Origin of the sequence: Geodermatophilus nigrescens, assembly GCF_900129495.1 — a bacterium.
Lineage (GTDB): Bacteria > Actinomycetota > Actinomycetes > Mycobacteriales > Geodermatophilaceae > Geodermatophilus > Geodermatophilus nigrescens.
In genome coordinates this window covers 1-25,672 of record NZ_FQVX01000007.1, presented here as the reverse complement: position 1 = coordinate 25,672, position 25,672 = coordinate 1, and the positions used below count along the sequence as shown (strand labels likewise).

Annotated in this window: 29 protein-coding genes and 1 pseudogene; 14 read left to right on the top strand and 16 right to left on the bottom strand. The window is 75.2% G+C overall.

The window, feature by feature from the left end; translation table 11 throughout:
- Positions 1 to 102: 102 nt before the first annotated feature.
- A complete protein-coding gene (locus BUE37_RS22385; protein WP_083629026.1) occupies positions 103 to 1,704 on the top strand; it encodes an LCP family protein in 1,602 nt (533 codons plus the stop codon).
- A gap of 22 nt (positions 1,705 to 1,726) precedes the next feature.
- On the opposite strand, the gene BUE37_RS22380 is transcribed toward BUE37_RS22385, so the two are convergent.
- Both BUE37_RS22380 and BUE37_RS22375 read right to left on the bottom strand, forming a co-directional pair.
- Entirely contained in the window at positions 1,727 to 2,119 is a 393-nt protein-coding gene (locus BUE37_RS22380) for a VOC family protein (protein WP_073422674.1), read from the bottom strand.
- Complete coding sequence (locus BUE37_RS22375) at positions 2,104 to 2,397, bottom strand: ArsR/SmtB family transcription factor (RefSeq protein WP_073422673.1); 294 nt, start codon at positions 2,395 to 2,397, stop codon at positions 2,104 to 2,106. The genes BUE37_RS22380 and BUE37_RS22375 overlap by 16 nt, the downstream gene beginning before the upstream one ends.
- Before the next feature lie 206 nt (positions 2,398 to 2,603).
- Here BUE37_RS22375 and BUE37_RS22370 point away from each other — a divergent pair, with 206 nt between their 5' ends.
- Together BUE37_RS22370 and BUE37_RS22365 are read left to right on the top strand one after the other, a co-directional pair.
- Positions 2,604 to 2,783 carry a hypothetical protein gene (locus BUE37_RS22370; protein WP_073422696.1) on the top strand — a complete coding sequence of 60 codons (180 nt, stop codon included), beginning with the start codon at positions 2,604 to 2,606 and terminating at the stop codon, positions 2,781 to 2,783.
- A gap of 86 nt (positions 2,784 to 2,869) precedes the next feature.
- Positions 2,870 to 3,064 carry a hypothetical protein gene (locus BUE37_RS22365; RefSeq protein WP_245794889.1) on the top strand — a complete coding sequence of 65 codons (195 nt, stop codon included), beginning with the start codon at positions 2,870 to 2,872 and terminating at the stop codon, positions 3,062 to 3,064.
- Positions 3,065 to 3,121: 57 nt separating this feature from the next.
- On the opposite strand, the gene BUE37_RS22360 is transcribed toward BUE37_RS22365, so the two are convergent.
- The 4 genes from BUE37_RS22360 to BUE37_RS22345 form a co-directional block, all read right to left on the bottom strand.
- Positions 3,122 to 4,333, bottom strand: a complete 1,212-nt coding sequence (locus BUE37_RS22360; RefSeq protein ID WP_073422671.1) for an acyl-CoA dehydrogenase family protein — start codon at positions 4,331 to 4,333, stop codon at positions 3,122 to 3,124.
- A gap of 196 nt (positions 4,334 to 4,529) precedes the next feature.
- Complete coding sequence (locus BUE37_RS22355; protein ID WP_245794884.1) at positions 4,530 to 4,946, bottom strand: DUF4383 domain-containing protein; 417 nt, start codon at positions 4,944 to 4,946, stop codon at positions 4,530 to 4,532.
- A gap of 269 nt (positions 4,947 to 5,215) precedes the next feature.
- Complete coding sequence (locus BUE37_RS22350) at positions 5,216 to 6,865, bottom strand: carbamoyltransferase family protein (protein WP_073422669.1); 1,650 nt, start codon at positions 6,863 to 6,865, stop codon at positions 5,216 to 5,218.
- A gap of 110 nt (positions 6,866 to 6,975) precedes the next feature.
- Positions 6,976 to 7,470 (bottom strand): MarR family winged helix-turn-helix transcriptional regulator, encoded by a 495-nt coding sequence (locus BUE37_RS22345; protein ID WP_217651356.1) that lies wholly within the window; start codon positions 7,468 to 7,470, stop codon positions 6,976 to 6,978.
- 146 nt (positions 7,471 to 7,616) lie between these two features.
- Between BUE37_RS22345 and BUE37_RS22340 the strand changes: the two genes are divergently transcribed.
- On the top strand, positions 7,617 to 8,267 hold the full coding sequence (locus tag BUE37_RS22340; protein WP_073422668.1) for an FMN-dependent NADH-azoreductase: 651 nt from the start codon (positions 7,617 to 7,619) through the stop codon (positions 8,265 to 8,267).
- Positions 8,268 to 8,289: 22 nt separating this feature from the next.
- Here BUE37_RS22340 and BUE37_RS22335 read toward each other — a convergent pair whose 3' ends face one another.
- From BUE37_RS22335 to BUE37_RS22325, 3 genes are all read right to left on the bottom strand, one after another.
- Positions 8,290 to 9,681: an Asp-tRNA(Asn)/Glu-tRNA(Gln) amidotransferase GatCAB subunit A gene (locus BUE37_RS22335; RefSeq protein WP_073422667.1), complete on the bottom strand. Its 1,392-nt coding sequence runs from the start codon at positions 9,679 to 9,681 to the stop codon at positions 8,290 to 8,292.
- A 4-nt stretch (positions 9,682 to 9,685) separates the two neighbouring features.
- Complete coding sequence (locus BUE37_RS22330) at positions 9,686 to 9,886, bottom strand: hypothetical protein (RefSeq protein ID WP_073422666.1); 201 nt, start codon at positions 9,884 to 9,886, stop codon at positions 9,686 to 9,688.
- Positions 9,887 to 9,979: 93 nt separating this feature from the next.
- Positions 9,980 to 11,692, bottom strand: a complete 1,713-nt coding sequence (locus BUE37_RS22325; protein WP_073422665.1) for a RecQ family ATP-dependent DNA helicase — start codon at positions 11,690 to 11,692, stop codon at positions 9,980 to 9,982.
- A gap of 214 nt (positions 11,693 to 11,906) precedes the next feature.
- On the opposite strand from BUE37_RS22325, the gene BUE37_RS22320 reads away from it, so the two are divergent.
- From BUE37_RS22320 to BUE37_RS22295, 7 genes and pseudogenes are all read left to right on the top strand, one after another.
- Entirely contained in the window at positions 11,907 to 12,302 is a 396-nt protein-coding gene (locus tag BUE37_RS22320; protein WP_073422664.1) for a TOBE domain-containing protein, read from the top strand.
- Between the two features lie 42 nt (positions 12,303 to 12,344).
- Positions 12,345 to 13,136, top strand: coding sequence for a molybdate ABC transporter substrate-binding protein (gene modA, locus BUE37_RS22315; RefSeq protein ID WP_073422663.1), 792 nt, complete (start codon positions 12,345 to 12,347; stop codon positions 13,134 to 13,136).
- A complete protein-coding gene (locus BUE37_RS22310) occupies positions 13,133 to 13,927 on the top strand; it encodes an ABC transporter permease (protein ID WP_073422662.1) in 795 nt (264 codons plus the stop codon). Before modA ends, BUE37_RS22310 begins: the two co-directional genes overlap by 4 nt.
- A 29-nt stretch (positions 13,928 to 13,956) precedes the next feature.
- A pseudogene (locus BUE37_RS25035) lies at positions 13,957 to 14,400 on the top strand (ATP-binding cassette domain-containing protein); the annotation flags it as partial.
- Positions 14,401 to 14,520: 120 nt separating this feature from the next.
- A complete protein-coding gene (locus BUE37_RS25030) occupies positions 14,521 to 14,976 on the top strand; it encodes a TOBE domain-containing protein (RefSeq protein WP_425432429.1) in 456 nt (151 codons plus the stop codon).
- A 118-nt stretch (positions 14,977 to 15,094) separates the two neighbouring features.
- The gene (locus BUE37_RS22300) at positions 15,095 to 15,688 is read left to right on the top strand and encodes a nucleotidyltransferase family protein (protein ID WP_073422660.1); all 594 of its coding nucleotides are present in this window, start codon (positions 15,095 to 15,097) and stop codon (positions 15,686 to 15,688) included.
- Positions 15,685 to 16,110 carry a molybdenum cofactor biosynthesis protein MoaE gene (locus BUE37_RS22295; RefSeq protein ID WP_245794883.1) on the top strand — a complete coding sequence of 142 codons (426 nt, stop codon included), beginning with the start codon at positions 15,685 to 15,687 and terminating at the stop codon, positions 16,108 to 16,110. The genes BUE37_RS22300 and BUE37_RS22295 overlap by 4 nt, the downstream gene beginning before the upstream one ends.
- Positions 16,111 to 16,159: 49 nt before the next feature.
- On the opposite strand, the gene BUE37_RS22290 is transcribed toward BUE37_RS22295, so the two are convergent.
- The 6 genes from BUE37_RS22290 to BUE37_RS22265 all read right to left on the bottom strand — a co-directional run bounded on the left by BUE37_RS22290 (position 16,160) and on the right by BUE37_RS22265 (position 21,213).
- Complete coding sequence (locus tag BUE37_RS22290) at positions 16,160 to 16,378, bottom strand: hypothetical protein (RefSeq protein ID WP_073422659.1); 219 nt, start codon at positions 16,376 to 16,378, stop codon at positions 16,160 to 16,162.
- Positions 16,375 to 17,424, bottom strand: a complete 1,050-nt coding sequence (locus BUE37_RS22285; RefSeq protein ID WP_073422658.1) for a hemolysin family protein — start codon at positions 17,422 to 17,424, stop codon at positions 16,375 to 16,377. Before BUE37_RS22285 ends, BUE37_RS22290 begins: the two co-directional genes overlap by 4 nt.
- Positions 17,417 to 18,805, bottom strand: coding sequence for a hemolysin family protein (locus BUE37_RS22280; protein WP_073422657.1), 1,389 nt, complete (start codon positions 18,803 to 18,805; stop codon positions 17,417 to 17,419). Before BUE37_RS22280 ends, BUE37_RS22285 begins: the two co-directional genes overlap by 8 nt.
- A 69-nt stretch (positions 18,806 to 18,874) precedes the next feature.
- Positions 18,875 to 19,117 carry a MoaD/ThiS family protein gene (locus BUE37_RS22275; protein WP_073422656.1) on the bottom strand — a complete coding sequence of 81 codons (243 nt, stop codon included), beginning with the start codon at positions 19,115 to 19,117 and terminating at the stop codon, positions 18,875 to 18,877.
- 4 nt (positions 19,118 to 19,121) lie between these two features.
- The gene (gene moaA, locus BUE37_RS22270; protein ID WP_083629024.1) at positions 19,122 to 20,186 is read right to left on the bottom strand and encodes a GTP 3',8-cyclase MoaA; all 1,065 of its coding nucleotides are present in this window, start codon (positions 20,184 to 20,186) and stop codon (positions 19,122 to 19,124) included.
- 148 nt (positions 20,187 to 20,334) lie between these two features.
- Positions 20,335 to 21,213, bottom strand: a complete 879-nt coding sequence (locus tag BUE37_RS22265) for a hypothetical protein (RefSeq protein WP_073422655.1) — start codon at positions 21,211 to 21,213, stop codon at positions 20,335 to 20,337.
- A 192-nt stretch (positions 21,214 to 21,405) separates the two neighbouring features.
- Between BUE37_RS22265 and BUE37_RS22260 the strand changes: the two genes are divergently transcribed.
- Entirely contained in the window at positions 21,406 to 22,662 is a 1,257-nt protein-coding gene (locus BUE37_RS22260; protein WP_073422654.1) for an MFS transporter, read from the top strand.
- Between the two features lie 72 nt (positions 22,663 to 22,734).
- A complete protein-coding gene (locus BUE37_RS22255) occupies positions 22,735 to 23,574 on the top strand; it encodes an aldo/keto reductase (RefSeq protein ID WP_175562968.1) in 840 nt (279 codons plus the stop codon).
- Positions 23,575 to 23,842: 268 nt separating this feature from the next.
- On the opposite strand, the gene BUE37_RS22250 is transcribed toward BUE37_RS22255, so the two are convergent.
- Positions 23,843 to 24,715, bottom strand: coding sequence for a DUF3097 domain-containing protein (locus tag BUE37_RS22250; protein ID WP_245794882.1), 873 nt, complete (start codon positions 24,713 to 24,715; stop codon positions 23,843 to 23,845).
- 248 nt (positions 24,716 to 24,963) lie between these two features.
- Between BUE37_RS22250 and BUE37_RS22245 the strand changes: the two genes are divergently transcribed.
- The coding region (locus BUE37_RS22245; protein WP_139253103.1) for a PRC and DUF2382 domain-containing protein at positions 24,964 to 25,672 on the top strand (709 nt) is incomplete at its 3' end.

Sequence of the window (25,672 nt, the reverse complement as noted above, 5' to 3'; positions counted from 1 at the left end):
AACCGTCGTGACCGCCTCCAGGCAGTGGGATCATGACCGGGTGACCGGAACCCGGACGAGCCGAGCCCAGGAGAGCGGACACGTCCCGTCCCGGGTGCGCGCGTGACCGACGACCAGGACCTCACCCGCCCGATCGGTGAGGCCCCCGAGCTGCCGCCCGTCCCCCCGGGCCGCTCCGCCACCGCGAGCGGGCACGCGGCGCGGTACGGGCGTCGCGAGTCCCGGTCGCTGGCCTCCGTCCTCGGGCTCACGGCCCTCAACGCCGCCCTCCCCGGCACCGCCTTCCTGGCCTCGGGACGGCGCCGCACCGGCGCGGCCGTGCTCCTCGTCGCCCTGCTGCTCGTCGGCGGGGCCGTCTGGCTGGCCACCGCGGGCCGGCGCAGCGCGGTGCAGCTCGCCGTGGACTCCACCGGGCTCGTCTGGCTGATCGCCGGCATCGCCGTGCTCGCCGTCGCCTGGGTCGCGGTCATCGTCACCGGCTACCGGTCGCTGCTGCCGCGCCGCAGCAGCCGCCCCCGGCACCTGCTCGGCGGGCTGCTCGTCGCGGCGCTCGTCGCGGCCGTCGCCTACCCGGCCTACCGGGTCGGCACCGTGGCCGCCGCCCAGCGCGGGCTGCTCGAGGGCGTCTTCGCCGAGGACCGCGAGTCGGCCACCGTCGTCGACACCCCGGATCCCTTCGGCGACCAGGAGCGGGTCAACGTGCTGCTCCTCGGCGGCGACGGCGGTGAGGGGCGGGAGGGCGTGCGCACCGACACGGTCATCGTCGCGAGCATCGAGACCGAGACCGGCGAGACGACGCTGTTCAGCCTCCCCCGCAACCTCGAGGACCTGCCCTTCCCGGCCGACAGCCCGCTGGCCGCGATCTACCCGGAGGGCTTCGAGTCCGGCAACGAGAGCGAGAGCCTGCTCAACGCCGTCTACCGCAACGGCCCGGCCGACCACCCCGACGTCCTCGGCCCGACCGACGACCCCGGCGCCGACTTCCTCAAGCTCGGCGTCGGCGAGGCCCTCGGCCTGCCCATCGACTACTTCGTGCTGGTCAACCTCGACGGCTTCAGCCGGCTGGTCGACGCGCTCGGCGGGATCACCGTCAACGTCAACTACTACGTGCCGATCAACGGCGAGCCGACGCTCGGCATCCTGCCCGACGGCTACATCGCGCCGGGGCCGGACCAGACGATGAACGGCGAGACGGCGCTGCACTTCGCCCGCGGGCGGTTCGGCCTCACCGACTACGACCGGATGGCCCGCCAGCGCTGCACCATCGACGCGATCATCGACGCCGCCGACCCGATCACCCTGCTCGAGCAGTACCAGGAGCTGGCGGCGACGACGCAGGACATCGTCAGCACCGACATCCCGCGCTCGGCGCTGGACGACTTCGTCGACCTGGCCTTCCTGGTCAAGGACGCCGAGGTGCGCAGCGTCGTGTTCGACACCAGCCTGATCGACCCGGCGTACCCCGACTTCCCGAAGATGCGCCAGATCGTCCAGGACACCCTCGCCGGCACGGCGACGTCGACCCCGGCGCCGGCGCCCGCCCCGGGCACCAGCGCCTCGGGCGCCGAGGTGCCCAACGGGTCGCCGCCGCAGCCGGTCGAGGGCGCGGCACCGGCCTCCGACATCGCCGACGCCTGTGCCTACGACCCGGCCCAGGCCCAGGCCGCGCTCGCGGCCGGCGAGCCCCCCACCCGCCGCGGCTGAGCGCCGCGGCGGGGCTGACCGCTCAGGCCGCGGGCACGCTCGCGATCTGGATCAGGTTGCCGCAGGTGTCGTCGAAGACGGCGGTGGTCACCGGGCCCATGGCCAGCGGCTCCTGGGTGAACCGGACGCCGAGCGCGCGGAGCCGCTCGGCCTCGGCGTGCACGTCGTCGACGGTGAACGAGGTGAACGGGATGCCGTCGGCGACCAGCGCCTCCTTGAACGGGGGCACCGCCGGGTGGGCGCCGGGCTCCAGGACCAGCTCGACGCCGTCGGGCGCGTCCGGCGAGACGACGGTCAGCCAGCGGTGCTCACCGAGGGGGACCTCGGTCTTCTTCACGAAGCCCAGCACCTCCGTGTAGAAGCGCAGCGCCTTCTCCTGGTCGTCGACCAGGACGCTGGTCAGGGTGATCCGCACGGGCCCTCCTCGGGGTCGATGCGCCATCGCTCGGTGATGGCGCGCAGCGGCGAGGTGTCCAGGGAGTGGAAGGTGTAGCGCCCCTCCCGCCGCCGCCGGACCAGCCCCGCCTGCTCGAGCACGTCGAGGTGCTGGGAGACGGCCTGACGCGACGAGGAGACACCCCGGTGCAGCAGCCGGGTGCACAGCTCGAACAACGTCTGGCCGTCCCGGTCCTGCAGCTCGTCGAGCAGCGCGCGGCGGGTCGGGTCGGCGAGGGCCTTGAACACGTCGCCCACGCCCGGACCATACGCAAGTGAGCGCTTGCCTGTCGAGACCTCGCGTACGCCGGTGGCGGCGTCTGGTTGGCTCGGGGAGGCCGCGGCGGGTGCCCGGCCGGAGCGGAGGCGACATGACAGGGGCACCGCGGGGCAGTGACGGTCGCGGTGACGGTCGCGGCGCCGGCCACGGTGGCGGCCACGGTGGCGGCCGGGACGGCGGCCGGGTGGCCGGGCGCGAGCGGCTCGTGGCGCTGCTGGTGCTCGGCATCGGCGCCGTGCTGCTGCTGACGTCGGTCACCTGGTTCGGCAGCGGCCGGTCCGGCGTGGGCGCGGGTCAGCTCGTCCTCGCCGCCGGACTGCTGGTCGCGGGCGCCGTGCTGCTGCGGCGGTCGCGCGCCCGCTGAACCGGATCGCCCGTTTGCGACGGCCGCGTGACCGGCACCACACTCCCGGGGGACGCAGGGTCCGACGACGGGAGACGCGCGTGAAGATGAGCAAGCAGGAGCTCGTGAAGGTGCTGCGGGCCGAGGGCGACAACGACCGGGCCGACGCCGTCGACGCGCAGCTGCCCGACGAGATCGACACCGACGCCCACGCCGACGCGCTCGAGGCGGCCGGCCTGGACCGCTCGACGCTGCAGGCCAAGCTCGCCGGCGGCGCGATCGGCGGCAACCTGCAGATCTAGCCGGACGACGACGGGCCCGGCACCTCCGCGAGGTGCCGGGCCCGTCGCGTGCGGGGCCTAGCCCACCCAGGGGCGCTCGCGCGCGAGCTCCTCCTTGGCCACGCCGCGGATGTGCACCGCGTCGGGGCCGTCGACGATCCGCAGCGTGCGGGCGCTGGCGTAGAAGCGGGCGAGCACCGTGTCGTTGCTGACGCCGGCGCCGCCGTGCACCTGGATGGCGCGGTCGATGACGTCGAGCGCGACCTGCGGCGCGGCCACCTTGATCGCCGAGATCTCGGTGCGCGCGCCCTTGGCGCCGAAGCGGTCGATGAGGTCCGCCGTCTTGAGCACGTACAGGCGGGCCTGGTCGATCTCGATGCGCGAGCGCGCGATGGCGTCGCGCACGGTGCCCTGGTCGGCCAGCGGGCGGCCGAACGCGACCCGCTGCTTGGACCGCTCGACCATGAGCATCAGCGCCCGCTCGGCCATGCCGATGGCGCGCATGCAGTGGTGGATGCGGCCGGGGCCGAGCCGGGCCTGGGCGATCATGAACCCGTCGCCCTCGCCGGCCAGGACGTTGGTGACCGGCACCCGGACGTCGGTGAAGCGCAGCTCCGAGTGGCCGTGCTGGTCCTGGTACCCGAACACCGGCAGGTGCCGGACGATCTCCAGGCCCGGGGTGTCGCGGGGCACCAGCACCATCGACTGCTGCCGGTGCGGCGGGCCGTCGGGGTCGGTCTTGCCCATGACGATGAAGATCTGGCAGCGCTCGTCGGCGGCGCCGGTGGTCCACCACTTGCGGCCGTTGATCACGTACTCGTCGCCGTCACGGACGATCGACGTCTGGATGTTGCGCGCGTCGGAGGAGGCGACGTCGGGCTCGGTCATGGCGAAGCCGGAGCGGATCTCGCCCTCCAGCAGCGGGTCGAGCCAGCGCTGCTTCTGCTCGGGCGTCCCGAACAGCATCAGCGTCTCCATGTTGCCCGTGTCGGGGGCGCCGCAGTTGATCGCCTCGGGCGCGATGGTGGGCGACCAGCCGCTGATCTCGGCGACCGACGCGTACTCGAGGTTCGTCAGCCCCGCGAGCTCGTGGTGGAAGAGGTTCCACAGGCCCCGGGAGCGGGCCTCCTTCTTGAGGTCCTCGAGGACCGGCGGGTGACCGTGGTCGTCGTGGCCGCGCTCGGCGCGCCACGCGTCGTAGACGGGTTCGGCGGGGAAGACCTGCTCACGCATGAAGTCCCACATCCGGCCGCAGACGTCCTCGGCTCGGGCGGAGAGGGCGAAGTCCATGCGTCGGAAGGTAGACCGCGGCGGACGGGTCGTCGCGCCGGGGTGCGGCTCCCCTGCGGCGTCCTCTCGGGGGCCGGACGCAGCCGAGCCGGCCCCCCCGCGGACGGGGGACCGGCTCGGGTGAGGTGCTGCAACGGCCCTCCTGCAGGGTCCCGCCGCGAGCGTGCGAGCGGTGGGGGGCAGGAGGGCCCTCCGACTAGGCGCGCGTGGGGCGGGCGACCGTGTTGTTCACGGGCCCGAGGGCGATCACCAGGCCGATGACGGCGGTGGCGATGTGCAGCACGTTGTCGGCGGCGTTGATGTTCAGGAAGTCCCAGTCCTGGCCGGCGGCGATGAGGCCGTAGACGAAGGCCGCGCCGTAGCCGACCGCGAGCAGCCAGCCGTAGGTGCGGGCGCCGGCCAGCGTGCGGGACAGGACGATGCCCGCCAGGCCGATGACGATGTGCACGATGTTGTGCAGCGGGTTGATCATGAAGAAGAGCAGCATGTCGTCGTTGCCGTCGGCCGTGCGGTTACTGACGAACCCGTCGAAGCCGGTGATGAAGAAGCCGACGATGCCGACGAGCAGGTAGACGACGCCGAAGGCCAGTGCCAGCATCTGCGGCCAGGTCATGCCCGGCCGGGCTCCGGTGTTGCCTGTGGTAGCCATCGTGTGCGTTCCTCCGTGTCCGTGGTGCGCCCGCCGTCGCGGCGGGCGCCTGGGGTGGCTACCCCCGCTGGGCGGCCCGGAACGCCGGACCCCCGTTCGGGGGACCGCCGATGCCGGATCGTTGCCGGGGGCGGCGTGCACACGGGGTTCGCAGCCGATGCCGATCCGGTTCGCCCCTCCCCCGTCCGGGGAGGGGCGAACCGGATCGGGACCGTCGCGGGGACCGCTCGGGACTACTCGGGGCGGGGCGTGCGCACCGGCCGGCGGACGACGAACGGGCCGATGGCCAGCAGGTCCACCGGCGCGGAGCCGAAGCACTCGAGGGCGTCCCGGGGGTCGTCGACCATCGGGCGCCCGGCGGTGTTGAGGCTGGTGTTGACGACGACCGGCAGGCCCGTGCGCCGCTCGAAGGCGGCGATCATCCGGTGCACCAGCGGCTCGGTGTCCGGGTCGATCGTCTGGATGCGCGCCGTGCCGTCGACGTGGGTGACCGTGGGGATGCGGTCCCGCCACTCGGGGGCGACGTCGTGCACGAAGAGCATGTACGGCGAGGGGATCGGGCCCCGGCTGAAGATCTCCGGCGCCTTCTCCAGCAGCACCATGGGCGCCACGGGGCGGAACTGCTCGCGGCCCTTGACGTCGTTCATCCGCTCGAGGTTGGCCTCGAAGCCGGGGTGGGCCAGCAGGGAGCGGTGGCCGAGCGCCCGCGGGCCGTACTCGCTGCGGCCCTGGAACCAGGCGACGATCCCGTTGTCGGCGAGCACCTCGGCCACGGCCTCCGCGACGTCGTCGGGCCGCTCGTAGTCGATGGCGGCGGTCTGCAGCCAGCGCTCGATCTCGTCGTCGCTCCAGCCGCGGCCCAGGGCCGCGCCCGGCATCGGCTCGGTGCGCTCGCCGAGCTCGGCGGCCACGTGCAGGGCGGCGCCGAGGGCGGTGCCGGCGTCACCGGCGGCCGGCTGCACCCACACGTGCTCGAACGGGCTCTCGGCGAGGATCCGGGTGTTGGCCACGCAGTTGAGCGCGGTACCGCCGGCCATCGTGAGGGTCGTCGAGCCGGTCTGCTCGTGCACCCAGCGGGCGAGGTCGACCAGCACCTCCTCCAGCCGCGTCTGCACGCTGGCGGCGAGGTCGGCGTGGTCCTCGGTCCACTGCTCGTCCCGCCCGAGGCGGGGGGCGAACTCGGAGAAGTCGATCCGCTCGGTGCGGAAGCCGCCGTCGCCGGTGGCGCGGATGAGCTCGGACAGCTCGCCGAGGAAGCGCGGCTTGCCGTAGGAGGCCATCGCCATGACCTTGAACTCGTCGGAGCTGCGCAGGAAGCCCAGGTGGTCGGTGAGCTCCTCGTACATGAGGCCCAGCGAGTGGGGGAGCGACTGCCCGGCCAGCACCTCGAGCTGCCCGTCGACGTAGCGGCCGGCGAGGTGGCTGTGCGCCTCGCCGCGGCCGTCGAGCACCAGGACGGCGTTGTCGCGCTGCGGGGCGGCCTTGCCGGCCGAGGCGGCGTGCGCGACGTGGTGCTTGACGAAGCGCACCTTGGCGGGGTCCAGGCCGGGGAGGGCGTGCGCGAGGAAGTCCGGCGCCATCTCGGCGTACTTCTTCCGCATCGTGTCGCCGTCGTCGAACAGCCCGGAGTCCTCCGGCGTGCCCATGAGCGCGGGGTCGAAGGAGTAGGCGACGGCGTCGAGCTCCTCGGGGCGGATGCCGGCCTCCTTCAGGCACCACGCCGCTGACAGCTCGGGCAGCTCCCAGGCGCTCCAGGGCAGCGGGCGCTTGCCGTGCTTGCGCCGGCTGAAGCGCTCCTCCTCGGCCGCGGCCACGACCCTGCCGTCGACGACGAGCGCCGCCGCGGGGTCGTGGTAGATGGCGTTGATGCCGAGGACCTTCACGTGCGCTCTCCTCCCGCACCGGGCGACGTGCCCGGCTCTCTGCGGCTGATCTTCGGCGCGCGGCGGCGGTCCCGCAGGGCGAGCGGGCCGGGGGAGCCCGGTCGGGCGACCTAGACGCAGGACCCCGCGGGGGGCGCGGCGCTGGCGAACCGGCCGGCGGCGAGCCGGTGGAGGGTGCGCACGAGGTGCTCGCGGTCGGCGGCGGGGAGGTCGGCGAGCAGCTCGTCCTCGACCCGGGTGAGCTCGGGCTCGACGGCGGCCAGCCACTCGCGGCCGGCGTCGGTGATCTCGGCCAGCCGCACGCGGCGGTCGTGCGCCGACGGGCGGCGCACCGCCCAGCCGGCGCGCTCGAGCGCGTCGAGGGCGGAGGTGACCGTCGTCTTGTCCAGGCCCGCGGACGAGCCGAGCGCGAGCTGGGTGGCCGGCGGGCAGGCGGCCAGCAGCCGCAGGACGACGACGCTGCGCAGGCTGCCGCCGTGCACGCGGGCGACGTGGTCCATCGCGCCGACCAGGCCGCTGCCCACGCGCTGCACCAGCCAGGTCAGGTCGCCGGACAGGGCCGAGTGCACGGACGCGGGGCTCGCGTCGTCCTCGGTCGCGGTCACGCCCTCCACGGTACCGAGGCGGCCAAGGACACGTCCGCCCTGAGAACTTCTTGACACAGAACATCTCACGGCGGAACGTATGAGGAGCCCCGCCGGCAGCGCCGCCACCCGGGGACGCCCCCGTACCTCCTCCCTGGGAGACCGCCGTGACCCTGTTCCGCCTGGACGCCACCATCCGCCCCGAGGGCTCCGCCAGCCGCGAAATCGCCGACGTCGTCGAGGCCGAGTGGCGGCAGTCCCACCCCGGCGACGACGTCGTCCGCCGGCACGTCGGCCTCGACCCGCTGCCCTCCGGCGCGTGGGCCGCCGCCGTCTCGGGCGCCCAGACCCCGGAGGAGCTGCGCAGCCCCGAGCAGCGCGCCGCGGTCGCGCTGAGCGCCGCGCTCGTCGACGAGCTCACGGGCGCCGACGCCGTGCTGCTCGCGGTCCCGCTCTACAACTTCGGCGTCTCGCAGCACGTGAAGGCGTGGATGGACCTGGTCATCGCCGACCCGCGCGCCGCCGGCGGCTCCGCGCCGCTGCTGGCCGGCACGCCCACCGTGCTGGCCACCGTCCGCGGCGGGGCCTACGGCGCCGGCACCCCGCGCGAGGGCTGGGACCACTCCACCGCCTACCTGCGGCGGATCCTGGCCGACGTCTGGGGCGCCGACCTGACCGTCGTCGAGCGCGAGTTCACGCTGGTCGGCGTCAACCCGGCGCTGGACGCGTTCACCGACACCGCCGCCGAGATGCACGTGGCGGCCCTGAGCGCCGCCCGCGAGGCCGGCCGGGCGCTGGGCGCGCTGCCGGTCGGCTGACGTCCCGGGCGCCGGCGTCCTCCTACAGCGGGGGGCGCCGCGCGCCCCAGTCGGTCGCGGACTCGTAGGCCTGCCCCACGCGGAGCACGCCCGCCTCGTCGAACGGGCGGCCGATCACCTGGAGCCCGATCGGGAGCCCGGCGGAGGTGAAGCCGCACGGGACGGACAGCGCCGGCAGGCCGGTGACGTTGCCGGGGGCCGAGTGCCCGACCCAGGCGTCGATGACCGCCTTCTCCGTGCCGCCGGGGAAGGTGAAGGTCTGCTGCCCCACCGCGGCCGCCGCGGCGGGCAGGGTCGGGCACACGAGCGCGTCGATGCCCTCGAACGCGCGGCGGAAGGCCTGCTGCACCAGCGTCCGGACGCGCAGCGCCTTGATGTACTGCGTGGCGAGCACCGTCTCGCCGGCCTCGAGGAAGACCCGGACGTCGTCGGTGTAGAGGTCCCCGGACTCCCGCAGCATCTCCTGGTGGTAGGCGCTGGCCTCGGGCACGAGGACCCCGAACTCGACGGCCATCATCTGCTCGGCGTAGGGGATCTCCACCTCCCGCAGCCGCGCCCCCCGGGCCTCGAGGACGCCGATCGCCTCCCGGACGGCCGCCTCCACCTCGGGGTCGACGTCGTCGAAGAAGTAGTTGGCCGGGACGCCGAGCACCAGGCCGGCGACACCGGCGTCGAGGCCGGCCGTGAAGTCGGGGACCGGCTCCTTCGCCGAACCCGGGTCGCGGGCGTCGAACCCGGCGATCGCCTGCAGCGTGAGGGCCGCGTCGCGCACGGTGCGCGTGAGCGGCCCGGCGTGGTCGAGCGACCAGCACAGCGAGGTGACCCCGGCGCGGGACACCCGGCCGTAGGTCGGCTTGAGGCCGACGGTGCCGCACACGGACGCCGGGATGCGGATCGAGCCACCGGTGTCGGTGCCCATCCCCATCAGGCACTCCCCGCCGGCCACCGCGGCCCCGGACCCGCCGCTGGAGCCGCCCGGCACGCGCCCGGTGTCCCAGGGGTTGCGGGTGGTCGGCGTGAGCACCCCGTAGGCGAACTCGTGGGTGTGCGTCTTGCCCACCACCACCGCCCCGGCGTCGCGGAGCCGGGCCACGCAGGCGGAGTCCTCCGTGGCGACGTGCCCCGAGCGCACCGCGGAGCTGGACGTGGTCGGGAGGCCGGCCACGTCGTAGAGGTCCTTGATGCCCACGGGGATGCCGTGCAGCGGGCCGCGGTGTCCGCCGTCGCGGATCTCCTGCTCCGCCCGGCGGGCGGCCTCGAGCGCCTCGTCGGCGGTCACGACGACGAAGGCGCCCAGGCGGTCCTCGACCTCCGCGATGCGGTCGAGCGCGGACTGCACCAGCTCGACCGGGGACAGCGCGCGCTGCTCGATCTGCCGGGCGGCCTCGGCGATGCTCAGCTCGAAGGGCTGCACGTCCTCACTCCCACCGCGCGTCGAAGCCGGTGGCCGGCGGGGTCTCGCCCACCGCGATCGCGTCGAGGCTGTCGTAGAGCCCCAGGACCATGGTCACGGCGGGGGTGGCGGCCGTGCGCCGGTCCGGGCCGAGCTCCAGGCGGGCGTGGGCGAGCAGCTGGTCGAGCGCCTCGTCGCCGAGCGGCGACCGCGGGGTCGAGGCCATGGGCTCCCTCTTCCGGTCGAGGTGTGACGTGCCGCACAGCATGCCCGGGTCCCCGCGCTCGCGCAGGAGCCCCCGCCCGCCCCCGCCGCCCCGTCAGGCGCCGCGGACCTGCAGCAGGTCGTTGGCCTCGACCGCCTTGAGCGCCAGGGTCTTGTAGCCGACCTCCTCGAACAGCACGACGACGCGGTCGTCCTCCACCCGCATGACCACGCCGGGCCCCCACTCGGTGTGGGTCACCGGCGTCTCGGGCGGGAAGGGCGTGTCGGTGTCGTCGCCGACGTGCTGCTCGTGCGAGGTGCCGGCCGAGCAGGTGTCGCAGTTGCCGCACGGCTCCTCGAGCTGCTCGCCGAAGTAGCCGAGCAGGTACTGGCGGCGGCACTCGGTGGTCTCGGCGTAACCGCGCATCATCTCGACGCGGCTCTGGTCGACGCGCTCGTGGTGCTCGGCGAGCTCGCGCGCGGCGGCCGCGGCGTCCCCCGGGGCGGGGGCGCCCTCGGCGGGGTGGGCGGCGCCCTCGTCGTCGAGGACCACGGCGGACACCTGCTCGAGCAGGTTGAGGTCCCGGGCCAGCGGGGTGGCGCCGCGGCCGGTCTCCTCGCGCAGCGTCCTGACGTCGACGCCGTCGTCGAGGCCGGCCGCCGGCGCCGCGGCGACGAGGCCGGCGACCTGCTGCAACTCCTCCTCGGCGGGGGCGCCGGCGGCGAAGAACCGGCGCAGGCCGAGGTCCTCCTGGCGGTAGACGAGCACCGCGAGGGCGGGCTCGCCGTCGCGGCCGGCCCGGCCGATCTCCTGGTAGTAGCTGTCGACGGAGTCCGCCGGCTCGGCGTGCACGACGAAGCGGGTGCCGGGCTTGTCGATGCCCATGCCGAAGGCGGTGGTGGCGACGACGACGTCGAGCTCGTCGTCCATCCACGCGCGCTGGGTGTCCTCGCGCTCGCTCTTCCTCAGGCCCGCGTGGTACGGCCGGGCGCGCAGGCCGCGCTCGGTGAGGGCGTCGGCGAGGTCGACGGTGCCCTTGCGGGTGGCGCTGTAGACGATGCCCGGGCCGCGGCCGGCCTCGACCTCGCCCGCGGCCCGGTCGAGGACGGCGGCGCGCTTGCCGTGCGCGTCGGCGTGGTGGTCCACCTCCAGGCGGATCTCGGGACGGTCGAACCCGGCGACGACGACCTCCGGGTCGCGCATGGACAGCCGCTCGACGATCTCCGCGCGCACCGGGGGCGCGGCGGTGGCGGTGAGCGCGAGCACGGTCGGGTGGCCGAGCTGCTCGACCACCTGGCCGAGCCGCAGGTAGTCGGGCCGGAAGTCGTGGCCCCACGCGGAGACGCAGTGCGCCTCGTCGACGACGAACAGCGCCGGGCCGGCGTCGCGGACCGCGTCGACGACCTCGGGCTTGGTCAGCTGCTCGGGCGCGAGGAAGAGGAAGCGGACCGTTCCGTCCGCCAGGCCCTCGAGGGCGGCGCGCTGGTCGCCGGCCGACAGGCTGGAGTTCAGCTGGGCGGCGCGGCCGGCCCGCTCGCCGAGCTCCGCGAGCCGCTCGACCTGGTCGCGCTGGAGGGCGATCAGCGGCGAGACGATCACCACGGGGCCGTCGACGAGCTGCCCGGCGACCTGGTAGACGGCGCTCTTGCCGGCGCCGGACGGCAGCACCGCCAGGGTGTCCCGCCCGGCGAGGACCGCCTGCATGGCGCGCTCCTGGCCCGGCCGGAACTCCTCGAAGCCGAGGACGTCGCGGGCCTTCTCGCGCAGCCGGCGGGTGCGGACGGACGCCGAGCCGCCGGCGGGGTTCTCGCTGGGGGTGCGTGACACCGGCTGCCACTCCCCGGGCGCCGTGATCGGCAAACGGAACGCAGGTGGCCCGACCCTGGGAGGGTGGCGGCGTCCCCGCGCGCCCGTCCGGCCCGCGCCCTGTGCACGCAGCGCGCTCGCACGGGCTCCCCGGGCGCGGTGCGTGCACACCGCGTGCCCGTCCCTCCGCGGGACGGGTCAGCGGACGGCGGCCCGGCGACTAGGGTCGCCCGGCGTGAGCGCGAGCTACCGGATCGCCGAGGCCGCGGCGCTGCTCGGGGTCAGCGACGACACGGTGCGCCGGTGGATCGACAGCGGCCGCCTCCCCGCCTCCCGCGAGGGCGGCGGGCCGGCGCACGTCGACGGCGCCGACCTCGCCCGCCTGGCGACCGAGCTGCACGAGGCGCCCGAGCCCGGCACCACCCGGGGCTCCTCGGCGCGCAACCGGCTCGCCGGCATCGTCACCCGCGTCCTCCGCGACACCGTGATGGCCCAGGTCGAGATCCAGGCCGGCCCGTTCCGGCTGGTCTCGCTCATGTCCCGCGAGGCCGCCGACGAGCTCGGCCTCGAGGTCGGCGTCCGCGCCGTGGCGACGGTCAAGGCGACGCAGGTGAGCGTCGACGTCCCGTAGCTGTTCCGCACCAGCGGACCGGCAGGGGCTAGGGTCCCGCGCATGCGGAGCGGACGCGTCCTCGCGGGACTGACGGCGGTGGCCCTGGCGGCGTCGGCCTGCGGAGGCGGCGACGACGGCGCGGCCGCCACGACGCCGACCGGCGGGAACGGCGGGCCCACCGGCACGCTCACCGTCTTCGCCGCCGCCTCGCTCACCGACGTCTTCACCACCCTCGGCGATCAGCTGGAGGCGGAGAACGACGGGCTGACCGTGCAGTTCAACTTCGCCGGCAGCTCGGCGCTGGCCACCCAGCTCACCCAGGGCGCCCCGGCCGACGTCTTCGCCTCCGCCAACGGCGCCCAGATGTCGGTCGTGACCGACGCGGGCCTGGCCGACGGCGACCCCACCGTCTTCACCGCCAACGTCCTGCAGATCGCCGTGCCCGCCGGCAACCCCGCCGGCGTCACCGGCCTCGCCGACTTCGCCCGCGAGGAGCTCGCCCTCGCCGTCTGCGCGCCGGACGTGCCCTGCGGCGCCGCCGCCGAGGACGTCTTCGCCGCGGCCGGCGTCACCCCGCGCCCGGACACGCAGGAGGAGGACGTCCGGGCCGCGCTGACCAAGGTCGAGCTCGGCGAGGTCGACGCCGCGCTCGTCTACGCCACCGACGTCGTGGCCGCCGGCGACGCCGTCGAGGGCATCTCCGTCCCCGAGGCCGAGGACGCCGTCAACGACTACCCGCTCTGCACGCTGGCCGACGCGCCCAACCCCGACGCCGCCCGCGCCTTCGTCGACCTGGTGCTCTCCGACGAGGGGCAGCAGGCCCTGCAGGACGCCGGCTTCCGGGCACCGTGAGGCGCGCCCGCACCCCGGCGCCGCTGCTGGTCCCGGCGGCCCTCGCCGTCGCCTTCCTGGTGCTGCCGCTGGCCGGGCTGCTGGTCCGCACGCCCTGGTCGCAGCTCGGCGCCCTGCTCACCGCGCCCGGCGTCGGGCAGGCGCTGCGGCTGTCGCTGGTCTCGGCGACGCTCGCCACGCTCGTCTCCGTCGTCCTCGGCGTGCCCCTGGCCTGGGTGCTCGCCCGCTCCCGGGCACGCGGGCGGTCGGTGCTGCGCGCGCTGGTCACCGTGCCCCTGGTGCTGCCGCCGGTGGTCGGCGGCGTCGCGCTGTTCCTCGTGCTCGGCCGGCAGGGGATCGTCGGCAGCTGGCTCGACGACGCCTTCGGCATCACCATCCCGTTCACCACGACGGCGGTGGTCATCGCCGAGACGTTCGTGGCCATGCCGTTCCTCGTCATCAGCGTCGAGGGCGCGCTGCGGGCCGCCGACGTCCGCTACGAGGACGCCGCCGCCACCCTCGGCGCCGACCGCTGGACGACCTTCCGCCGCGTCACCCTGCCGCTGGTGGCGCCGGGCGTCGCCGCGGGCGCGGTGCTGTGCTGGGCCCGCGCGCTCGGGGAGTTCGGCGCCACGATCACCTTCGCCGGCAACTTCCCCGGCACCACGCAGACGATGCCGCTCGCCGTCTACCTGGCCCTGCAGCGCGACCCGCAGGCGGCGATCGTGCTCTCCCTCGTCCTGCTCGTCGTCTCGGTCGCCACCCTGCTGCTGCTGCGCGACCGCTGGCTCGGCCGGGGCGCCGCCGCGTGAGCGTGGACGCGCACGTCGTCGTCCGCCGGGGGCCGCTGACCGTCGACGTCGCCCTGGAGGTGGCCGACGGCGAGGTGCTCGCCGTCCTCGGCCCGAACGGCGCGGGCAAGTCCACGCTGCTGCGCGTGCTCGCCGGGCTGCTCGCGCCCGACGGCGGCCGGGTCGCCGTCGACGGCACCCCGTGGGACGACGTCGCCGCCCGCGCGCACCTGCCCGCCCACCGCCGGCCGCTCGGGATGGTGTTCCAGGACCACCTGCTGTTCCCCCACCTGTCGGTGCTGGAGAACGTCGCCTTCGGCCCGCGGACGCGCGGCGTGCCGAGGCGGGAGGCGCGCGCCGCCGCGGCCGCGTGGCTGGCGCGGGTGGGGCTGGCCGAGCACGGGCCGCGGCGGCCCGGGCAGCTCTCCGGCGGGCAGGCGCAGCGGGCGGCGCTGGCCCGGGCGCTGGTCGGCGACCCCGCGCTGCTGCTGCTCGACGAGCCGCTGTCGGCGCTGGACGCCCGCACCCGCCTGGCCGTCCGCGCCGAGCTGCGGCGCCACCTCGCCGACTTCGCCGGCAGCACCGTGCTGGTCACCCACGACCCGGTCGACGCGATGGCGCTGGCCGACCGCGTGCTCGTCGTCGAGGACGGCGCCGTGGTGCAGGCCGGCCCGCCCGCCGACGTCGCCCGGCACCCGCGCACCGACTACGTGGCCCGGCTGGTCGGGCTGTCGCTGCTGCCCGGCACGGCGGAGGGGACGACGGTGCGCCTGGACGGCGGGGGAGCGGTCACCGTGGCCGAGCCCGCGAGCGGGCCGGTGCTGGTCGCCGTCCGCCCGGAGTCGGTGGCGCTCTACCCCGCGCGGCCCGAGGGCAGCCCGCGCAACGCCTGGCCCGCCACCGTGGCCGGCGCGACGCCGCACGGCTCCACGGTGCGCTGCGAGCTCGACGGCGAGGTGCCGCTGCTCGCCGACGTCACCGCCACCGCGTTCGCCGAGCTCGGCCTCGCGCCGGGCTCGCCGGTGTGGGCGGTGGTCAAGGCCTCCGAGGTCGCCGTCTACGCCCGCTGAGGGGGCGGCGCATGATCAGGCGGGATCACCGGGACGCGTCCTGGCTCACCGTGGGACGTGAGCCAGGACGCGACACGACCAGGCCGGCTGATCATGCGGAGCAGGGGAGGGGAGGGGCATGAGCACGGTCGCCGGGCTGGTCCTCGCCGCGGGCGGGGGCCGCCGCTACGGGATGCCGAAGGCGCTGGTCGAGTACGACGGCAGCCTGCTGGTCGAGCGGGCGGTGCGGACGGCGCGCGCGGCCTGCGACCCGGTGCTGGTCGTCCTCGGCGCCCGCGCGGTCGACGTGTGGCGGTCCGCGGACCTCACCGGCGCCACGGTGCTGGCCAACCGCGACTGGGAGACCGGCATGGCCTCCAGCCTGCGCACCGGCCTCGACGGCCTGCGCGGCTGGCCGGGGTGGGTCGACGCCGCCCTCGTCACGCTCGTGGACATGCCGGGCATGACGCCGGAGGCGCTGCGGGCGGTCGCCGCGCACGCCTCCCCCGGCGCGCTCGCCGTCGCCACCTACGACGGCGTCCGCGGGCACCCGGTGCTCCTCGGCCGGGACCACTGGGCCGGGGTGGCGGCGACGGCGGCCGGCGACGAGGGCGCCCGCCGGTACCTCGCCGCGCACGACGTCACGGAGGTCGACTGCACCGGCCTGGCCGACCCGGTCGACCTCGACGTGCCCCCGGCCGGGTCCGGCGACGGGGTAGCTTCGGGCCCGTGACAGCCGGGCACCTGGTCGCCAGAGTCGTCGACGAGCCGCTGTCCGTCGCCGAGCACGAGCAGGCCGTCGCCGACGCGGGCGCGGGTGCCGTCGTCTCCTTCTCCGGCGTCGTCCGCGACACCGACGGCGGCCGCTCGGTGACCGAGCTCGAGTACGTCGGCCACCCGACCGCGGAGCAGGTCATCACCGAGCTGGCCGAGGAGTTCGCCGCCCGGCCCGGCGTGCGCGCGGTCGCCGTCTCCCACCGCGTCGGCCTGCTCGGCATCGGCGACGTCGCCCTGGCCTGCGCGGTCAGCTCCGCCCACCGCGGCGAGGCGTTCACCGCGTGCGCCGAGCTCGTCGACGAGGTGAAGAAGCGGCTGCCCATCTGGAAGCGCCAGGTCTTCACCGACGGCGACGAGGAGTGGGTGGCCTGCCCCTGAGGCGGCCGGCCGCGGGCCGGTGAGACACCGGCCCGGCGGCTGAGCGGACTCAGCCGACGGTGCGGCCGTCCTCGTCCGTCGGGCGCGGGGTGCCGTGCCCGTGGGCGGCCTCCTCGGCGCGCTCCTCCTCGAGCTCCACCTCGGCCTCCAGGCGGTGCGCCTCACCGGCCACCTGCGCGGCGGCGTCGCCGTGCGACTCGCCGTAGACCTCCTCGGCCCGGCCCAGCAGCTCCTCGGCCTTCGCCTTGGCCTTGTCCACGAAGCTCATCGCGTTCCCGTCCTCTCCGTACCCCTGTGTGCAGCATCCCGGATCTCGCCGACCAGCTCCTCGAGGATGTCCTCCAGGGCCACGACGCCGACCACCCGGCCGCCGTCGGTCACCGCCGCGAACTGTGCCCGTCCGGCCTGCATCACGCCCAGCGTGCGCCGCAGGTCGTCGGCGGCGGCCACCCGCGGCAGCGGCCGGGTGATGTCGCGGACCCGCGGCTCCGGCGCGCCGTCGGCCACCAGCACGTCCTTCACGTGCACGTAGCCGAGCAGCCGGTCGCCGTCGGCCACGGGGAACCGGGAGAAGCCGGTGGCCGCGGCCGCCCGCTCGACGGCGTCGGTCCCGTCGCCGGGCGCCACCGTGGTGAGCGCCGCGCGGGGGATGAGCACCGAGCGGGTGTCGCGGTCCTCCAGCTGCAGCGCGCCGGTGAGCAGCTCGTGCCCGCGCTCGTCGAGCAGGCCGCCGGCGCGGGACTCGTCGAGCAGCCCGGCCACCTCGTCGCGGGTGAACGCGCTGGTCACCTCGTCCTTGGGCTGCACGCGCAGCAGCCGCAGGACGCCGTTGGCCAGCGCGTTGAGCGACACGATGACCGGCTTGAGCACGGTGACGACGGCGCGCAGCGGGGGAGCGAGCGCCAGCGCGGCGCGGTCGGGGCCGGCCAGCGCCAGGTTCTTCGGCACCATCTCGCCGATCACCACGTGCAGCGCCACGACGACGGTCAGCGCGATGACGAACGAGATCGGGTGCACGAGCGCCTCGGGCACCGACAGCGCCGCGAAGACCGGCTCCAGCAGGTGCGCCACGGCGGGCTCGCCGATGGCGCCGAGGCCCAGCGAGCAGACGGTGATGCCCAGCTGCGCGCCGGCCATCATCAGCGAGACGCGCTCCATCGCCGCGAGCGTCGTGCGGGCGCGGCGCGACCCCGCCTCGGCCAGCGGCTCGATCGACGAGCGGCGCGCGGAGATCAGCGCGAACTCCGCGCCGACGAAGAAGGCGTTGGCCAGCAGCAGGACGACGGCGACCAGGACGCCGAGCCAGTCACCCACGGTCGTCCTCCTCGTCGTCGCCGGTGGTGGCGGGCACGCCGCCGACGACGGCGCGCTCCACCCGGGTGCCGTCGACCCGCTCGACCTGCACCCACACCCCGGCGGGCAGGCCCTCGGCCTCGGCGGCGAGCTCCGGCGGCAGGGTCGGGCGGGCCTCGATGCGGTCGCCGACCTCGGGGATCCGGCCGAGCACGTGCAGCACGAGCCCGCCGAGGGTCTCCCAGTGGCGGTCCGACGGCACCGCCAGGCCGGTCGCGGCGGCCACCTCGTCGGGGCGCAGCAGGCCCGACACCGACCAGGTGCCGTCGCCGCGGTCGACGACGTCGTCGCCGCCCTCCTCGTCGTACTCGTCGACGAGGTCGCCGACCAGCTCCTCCACGAGGTCCTCGACGGTCACCACGCCGTCGGTGCCGCCGTACTCGTCGACGACGACGGCCATCTGCAGGCCGCCGCGGCGCAGGTCACCGAGCAGGTCGTCCAGGCGGCGCGAGGTGGGCACGAACAGCGCCGGCAGCATCACCGCCGACACCGCAGTGGCGGCGCGCCGGTCGCGCGGGACGGCGAGGGCGTGTTTCACGTGGACCATGCCGACGACGTCGTCGATGCCGGCGCCGGAGACGACGGGGAAGCGCGAGTGGCCCGAGTCGCGGGCCGCGGTGAGCACCTCGTCGACGGGCGCGCCGGCGGGCACGGTCGTCATGCGGGTGCGCGGCGTGGCGGCGTCGCTGGCGCGCAGCTCACCGAAGGCCAGCCCGCGCTCGAGCAGCGTGGCGGTCTCCGTGGGCAGCGTCCCCTGCCGGCCCGAGCGGCGGACCAGCGAGGTCAGCTCCTCCGGCGAGCGGGCGGAGGCCAGCTCCTCCTGCGGCTCGACGCCGAACAGCCGGCGCAGCAGCGCGTTGGCCCAGCCGTTGAGGAAGCGGATGACCAGGGCGGTGGCCCGGGTGAAGCCGCGCTGGAAGCCGGCGACCGCGCGGGCGGTGCGCAGCGGCTCGCTGATCGCCACGTTCTTGGGCACCAGCTCGCCGAACACCATGGTCAGCACGGTGGCGAGCACCAGCGCGAGCGTGATCGACACCGACCGGGCGGCCGCGCCGGACAGCCCGGCCGACTCCAGCGGCCCGCGCAGCAGCTCGGCGATCGAGGGCTCGGCGACGAAACCGATCGCCAGGTTGGTGACGGTGATGCCGAGCTGGGCGCCCGACAGCTGGGTGGAGAGGGTCCGCAGCGCCGTGAGCACGCCGCCGGACCGGCGGTCGCCACCGGCGGCCGCGCGCTCGACGGTGGGCCGGTCGACGGTCACCAGGGCGAACTCGAAGGCCACGAACGCCGCGCAGGCGGCGACCAGCAGGACGCCGACGAGGACGAGCAGCCACTCGGTCATGGGGTGACCTCGGCGGAGCGGAGCGGACGGGGACGGCTCGTATGGTGAGGCGAGCTCACGAGGGGGCGGTCATCCTCCGGCGAAGGGGGGCAGCACGTCGACGACTGCCCCGGGTCCGAGTGCCAACGCGCGGTCCCGCGTCTGGGTTCCGTCGACCAGGAACGAGCAGGCGGTGAGCACCCGCTCGAGACGCTCGCCGTGGGACTCGACGATCCGGCCGACCAGCTCCTCGAGCGTGGTGGCCTCACAGGTCTCGGTGTCGACGCCGGCGGCCGCGCGGGCGCCGGCGAAGTAGCGGACGGTCACCGCCACCGGGTCATCCCCCGATGGCCGACATCGGCCGGCTCGGCTGCAGGAAGCTCGGGTCGTCGATGCCGTGGCCGGGGAGCTTGGCCAGCGTGGCGATCCGCCACCGGTCGGCCAGCTCGGCGTCGGTGGCGCCCTCGCGCATCGCCGTCCGCAGGTCGGACTCGTCGCGGGCGAACAGGCAGTTGCGGATCTGGCCGTCGGCGGTGAGCCGGGTGCGGTCGCAGGTGCCGCAGAACGAGCGGGTGACCGACGCGATGACGCCGACCGTGGCGGGGCCGCCGTCGACCAGCCACCGCTCGGCCGGGGCCGAGCCGCGCTCCTCGGTGTCGGGCGTGAGCACGTGCGCCGCCGACAGCCGTTCCAGGATGTCCTCGGCGGTGACCATCTCGCCGCGGGTCCACGCGTGGTGGGCGTCGAGCGGCATCTGCTCGATGAACCGCAGCTGGTAGCCGTGCTCCAGGCAGTAGTCCAGCAGCGGGACGGCGTCCTCCTCGTTGACGCCCCGCAGCAGGACGGCGTTGACCTTCACCGGCGTGAGCCCGGCGTCGTGCGCGGCCCGCAGGCCCGCCAGCACGTCGTCGAGCCGGTCGCGGTGGGTGAGCCGCTTGAAGCGCTCGCGGTCGAGGGTGTCGAGGCTGACGTTGATGCGGTCCAGCCCGGCCTCGGCGAGCGCGGGGGCCACGCGGGACAGCCCGATCGCGTTGGTGGTCAGGCTGACCTCGGGACGCGGGGTGAGCGCGGTCGCGGCCGCGACGATGCCGGGCAGGCCCGGGCGCAGCAGCGGCTCGCCGCCGGTGAAGCGGACCTCGCGGATGCCGAGCTGCTCGACGCCGATGCGCACCAGCCGGACGACCTCGTCGTCGGTGAGCTGCTCGACCTTGGGCAGCCACTGCAGGCCCTCGGGCGGCATGCAGTAGGAGCAGCGCAGGTTGCAGCGGTCGGTGAGCGACACCCGCAGGTCGGTGGCCACGCGGCCGTGCCGGTCGACCAGGCCCCCGGTGCCCGGGGCCGCACCGCCCTCGACCGCGTCGGCGCGACGGGGCCGGGGGTCGGGCAGCGGGGTGGCACTCACGCTGGCGAATGTAGCCGCGGGAGGCCCGGCCGTCCCCGGTCCCGCGGCACCGGGGCCCCGGAACGCCGCATCCGCGGACGCCACCGGGGAGTCCCGGCCGCGCCCGCGGATGCGGGTGCTGCACCGACGTTGCACGCCGGCGGGGTGGTCAGCCGATCGGGGTGGGGGAGGTCGGGTCCGGCGGGACGGGGACCGAGCCCTGGATGCGGTTGCGGGCCTGGCAGTCGCTGGTGCAGTTCGTCGCGCCGGCGGACAGCTCGACGGCGTCCTCGCCGAGCACGCCGCCCATGCGCCCGCCCGAGGCCACCGACCAGCGGGACGTCGTCGCCGACAGCGACAGCCGGGTGGCCACCTGCGGGCTGTCCTTGCCGAGCAGCATCTGGTGCGTGGCGTCGCCGGCGACGCCGTTGCCGAGGTTGACCTTCCCGGTGAACTCGTTGACGAAGTAGAAGAGGCCGGGGCCCAGGGTGTGCACGTACTCGACGGCGACGCCGAACTCCTGCTCCATCTGGAAGATGCCCCCCTGCGGGGCGTCCTTCGCCTGCACCTTGAGCTTGCCGCCGGAGGCGGTCGTGAAGGTGACGACGAGGACGTCGTCGCGCAGCCGCAGCTCACCGATCCGCACGCCGCGCAGCTGGGCGGCGGTGAGCACCGGCACCTTCGAGGAGAAGACGACGGTCGGGGCGGTGACCATGCGCTGCGGATCGGGGGCGCCGGTGAGCGCGTAGTCGTACACGCCGAGGGTGGCCGGGTCGATCGTGAAGGTGACGTGCCGGCCGCGGACGGCGACCGGGCTCGTGGGCGTCGTGTCGCGGAGGCGGTACTCGCTGCCCGCGCCGGGGTTCGTGGTCCGGCCGTTGACGGTGACGGCGAAGTCGCCGCCCGCCGCGGCGCCCTGGGTGCCACCGTCGTCGCCGCCGGAGGCCCGGGCGGTGCCGGGGGACAGCAGGGCGGTGAGGGCCAGCAGCAGGACGAGCAGCAGGCGCAGGGGCAGCGGGCGGGTGGCGCGCTGGGCGGTCGGGGCCACGGGGCTCCTCGGGAGAGGTGTGCGGGACGCCACGGAGGGTCCTCGCAACGCCCCTGAGTGACGACGTCGACACGCTCGGTCGCGAGGAAACCGGGACGACGGAGTCCCCGTCCGTTGTTACGGTCGCGTCGCCACCCGAGAGTCCGGCGGGCAGACCCGCACTCGCCTGTGGCCAGGAAGCGCGAGAAGCCCGTGTCACCCCGCACCCTCCTCGGTCCCTACGGACGCCTGTTCACCGTCCCCGGAGCCGCCTGGTTCTCCCTCGCCGGCTGGGTCGCCCGCCTGCCGCTGCCGATGCTCGGCCTCGGCGCGGTCCTGCTCGTCGAGGGCGAGTCCGGCAGCTACGCCCTCGCCGGCGCCGTCTCGGGCACCCTGGCGCTGACCGCCTCGGTCGCCGGCCCGCAGTGGGCGCGCGCCATGGACCGCCGCGGCCAGGGCCGGGTGCTGCAGGTGGCGATGGCGGCCTACCTGCTCACCGGCCTGGCGTTCGTCGGCGTCGTCGTCGGCGACGCGCCGCGCTGGACCTGGTTCGGCCTCGCGGCGCTCACCGGCGCCAGCCTCCCCAACATCGGCGCGCTGGTCCGCGCCCGGTGGGTGGCCGCCCTGGAGGACGCCGAGCGCCGCCAGACCGCGTTCGCCTTCGAGTCCGTCGTCGACGAGGTCGTGTTCGTCGTCGGCCCGCCGCTGGTGACAGTGCTCGGCACGCTGGTGGCCCCCGCCGCCGGCTTCACCACCGGCATCGTGCTGGGCACGGTGGGCGGGCTGTGGCTGGCGCGCCAGCGCGCCACCGAGCCGGTCGTCACGCCGGCCGGCGAGGGCGGCGGGTCGCGGCGCCTGGCCGCCCTCGGGCCCGCGGTGCTGCTCGTCTGCGCCGCCTACCTGGGCGTGGGCACCGTGTTCGGCGCCATGGACGTCGTCGTCGTGGGGTACGCCGAGTCCCTCGGGATGCCCGCGCTGGCCGGCGTCGCGCTGGCGCTGTACGCCGGCGGCAGCCTGGTCGCGGGTCTCGCCTACGGCGTCGCCCGGCTGCCCGGCACGCTCGCCGCCCGGTTCCTCGGCACCGCCGTCTTCTTCGGCGTGGCCGCGCAGGGGCTGTGGGCGGTGTCGTCGCTGCCGCTGCTCATCGGCGCCGGGTTCCTCGCCGGCCTCGCCGTCGCCCCGGTGCTGGTGTCGGGCGCCTCGCTGATCGAGTCGCGGGTGCCGCGCGCGGCGCTCACCGAGGCGCTGTCGTGGTCCAACACCGGGCTGACCGTCGGCGTCACCGCGGGCTCGGCGCTGGCCGGCGCCGCCGTCGACTCCTGGGGCGCGCAGGCCGCGTTCGCCGTGCCCGCGGTGGCCGCCGCCTCGGCGGCGCTCATCGCGCTGGCCGGTGCGCCGCTGCTCCGGCGCGGCGCCCCCGGGCCTGTGACGCAGCCCGCGTCGCGGGTTGAGGACGCGGTCGGCGGGTAGCGGCCCCCGACGGGAGAGGCGCGCGCCATGGAGTGGCGCGCCGCCCACCGTCCACGACGAGAGGGAGCACCCGTGGCCACCGTGCCCACCATCCGCCTGAACAACGGCGTCGAGATCCCGCAGCTGGGCTTCGGCGTCTACCAGGTCGAGCCGGAGAACACCGTCGAGGCCGTGCGCACCGCGCTCGAGGTCGGCTACCGGCACATCGACACCGCCGAGATGTACGGCAACGAGAAGGAGGTCGGGCAGGCGATCCGCGAGTCGGGCATCGACCCGTCCGAGGTCTTCGTCACGAGCAAGCTGAACAACGGCTTCCACCGCCGCGACGACGCGCTGCGCGCCTTCGATCAGACGATGAACGACCTCGGCCTGGAGCAGCTCGACCTGTTCCTCATCCACTGGCCGCTGCCGACCATCGACGTCGACTACGTCGAGACGTGGAAGGCGATGGAGGAGATCTACGCCGGCGGCCGCTGCCGCGCGATCGGCGTCTCCAACTTCAACCCGCACCACCTGCGCCGGCTGTTCTCCGAGACCGACGTGCGCCCGGCGGTGAACCAGATCGAGGTCCACCCGTACCTGGCCAACGACGAGGTGCGGGCCTTCGACGCCGACCACGAGATCGTCACCGAGGCCTGGTCTCCGATCGCGCAGGGCAAGGTGCTCGACGACCCGGCGATCACCGCGATCGCGGAGACGCTGGGCCGCACCCCGGCCCAGGTCGTGCTGCGCTGGCACGTGCAGCGCGGGGACGTCGTCTTCCCGAAGTCGGTGACCCGCAAGCGCGTGGAGGAGAACTTCGCGCTGTTCGACTTCGAGCTCGACGAGGGCCAGATGGCCACCATCAGCGGGCTCGACCGCGGCGAGCGCACCGGCCCGGACCCGGACACGTTCGACTACGTGCCGAGCTGACCGGAGCACCACCACGACGGCCGCCGTCCCCTCCCGGGGCGGCGGCCGTCGCCGTGTGGCGGGGGCGCAGCGACACCCGAGCCGCCCCTGCGGGGGACGGCGGACCGGACGCGGGGCCGGAGGCTCCCGACCGGGACGTCGTGGCCGGGCTCAGCGCGTCGACCGGCCTCGGTGCAGGGGCCCGCGCCGAGCGTGCGAGGTGTGGGGGGCACCGAGGTCCTTCCGGGCACCTGGCCGCGGTGTGATCCGGAGGATCACGGTGTCGCGATCACTCCGTCACGAAGTCGATGAGCTCCTCGACGCGGCCGATGAGCGCGGGCTCGAGGTCGGTCCAGGTGCGCACGCGGGCGAGGATGCGCTGGGCCCACACGTAGCCGGTGTCGTCCTCCCAGCCCAGCCGCCGGCAGACGCCGGTCTTCCAGTCCTCGCCCCGCGGCACCTCCGGCCAGGCGCGGATGCCGACGACGGAGGGCTTGACGGCCTGCCAGATGTCGATGAACGGGTGCCCGACGACGAGCGCGTGCTGCCCGGTCACCTGCTCGGCGATCCGCGACTCCTTCGACCCGCGCACCAGGTGGTCGACCAGCACGCCGAGCCGCCGGCCCTGGCCCGGGCGGAACTCGCGGACGATGGCCGGCAGGTCGTCGACGCCGTGCAGCGGCTCGACGACGACGCCCTCGATGCGCAGGTCGTGGCCCCAGACCTTCTCGACCAGCTCGGCGTCGTGCTTGCCCTCGACGTAGATGCGGCCCTCGCGGGCGACGCGGGCGCGGGCGCCGGCCACGTAGGTCGAGCCCGAGGCGCTGCGGGTCGGCGTCGCGGGGCCCTTCGGCGTCGGGCGCACGAGCACCACCGGCCGGCCGTCGACCCAGAAGCCGGGGCCGAGGGGGTAGGCGCGGACCTTCCCGAACCGGTCCTCGAGGTGGACGACGTCCTTCTCGCAGCGCACGACGGCGCCGACGAAGCCGGACGACGGGTCCTCGACGACGAGGTCGCGCTCGGCGGCCACCTGCGGCGGCGGCTTCTTCACCGTGCGGGGGTGCACCAGGTTGTCGTAGGGCGAGCGGGGCGGCACGCCTCCAATAGAGCCGATGACGGCGCGCCAGCCGTGGAGACGCGCCGGGCGGGACGAGCGCGACACGCCCGGGCGACCGGACGGTCACGTACCGCTACGAGTCGTCGCTCGTCGAGCGGTACGGCGACGTCCTCCGACACACCGCGCTGACCTGCACGGACGTCGTCCCGCCGGGGGGAGGGGCCCGGTTGCCGGAACGAGGACGGACGGTGACGGGCGGACGAAGATCCGATCCGGTCGTTTCGGTCCGCCGACCTCGGTCACCCATTGAGTCGACCGTTACACCAGAGCTCAGATGGGAGCGCGAAACGACGATGATCGGCACCGACACCATCAGCCGTGTGATCGGACAGGACGTCTACGACCAGTCGGGCGAGAAGATCGGGTCCGCCTCCGAGGTCTACCTCGACGACGAGACCGGTCAGCCGGAGTGGGCCACGGTGCGCACCGGTCTGTTCGGCACCAAGGAGTCCTTCGTCCCGCTGCGTGACGCCGACCTGACCAACGACGGCCTGCGCGTGGGCGTCACCAAGGCCCAGGTCAAGGACGCGCCGAAGGTCGACACCGACGGCCACCTCTCCCCGCAGGAGGAGCAGGAGCTGTACCGGTACTACGGCCTCGGCTACGGCTCGGGCACGCAGACCACGCAGACCACGACGACGGACACCGGCACCGCCGGCACCTACTCGATGGACCAGACCCGCGGCCAGCAGGACCTGACCACCGCCGGCACCGGCGTGGCCGGCACCGCGGGCATGGACCGCGACCGTGACGGCGTCCGCGACGACCTCGAGACCCGCGGCACCGTGGGCCACGACACCTCCGGCCCGACCACCGACAACGCGATGACCCGCTCCGAGGAGCACCTCGCCGTCGGCACCCAGCGGGTCGAGGCCGGCCGGGCGCGGCTGCGCAAGTACGTCGTCAGCGAGAACGTGACGCAGACCGTGCCGGTCTCCCACGAGGAGGTCCGGGTCGAGCGCGAGCCGATCACCGACGCCAACTACGGCAACGCCATGGACG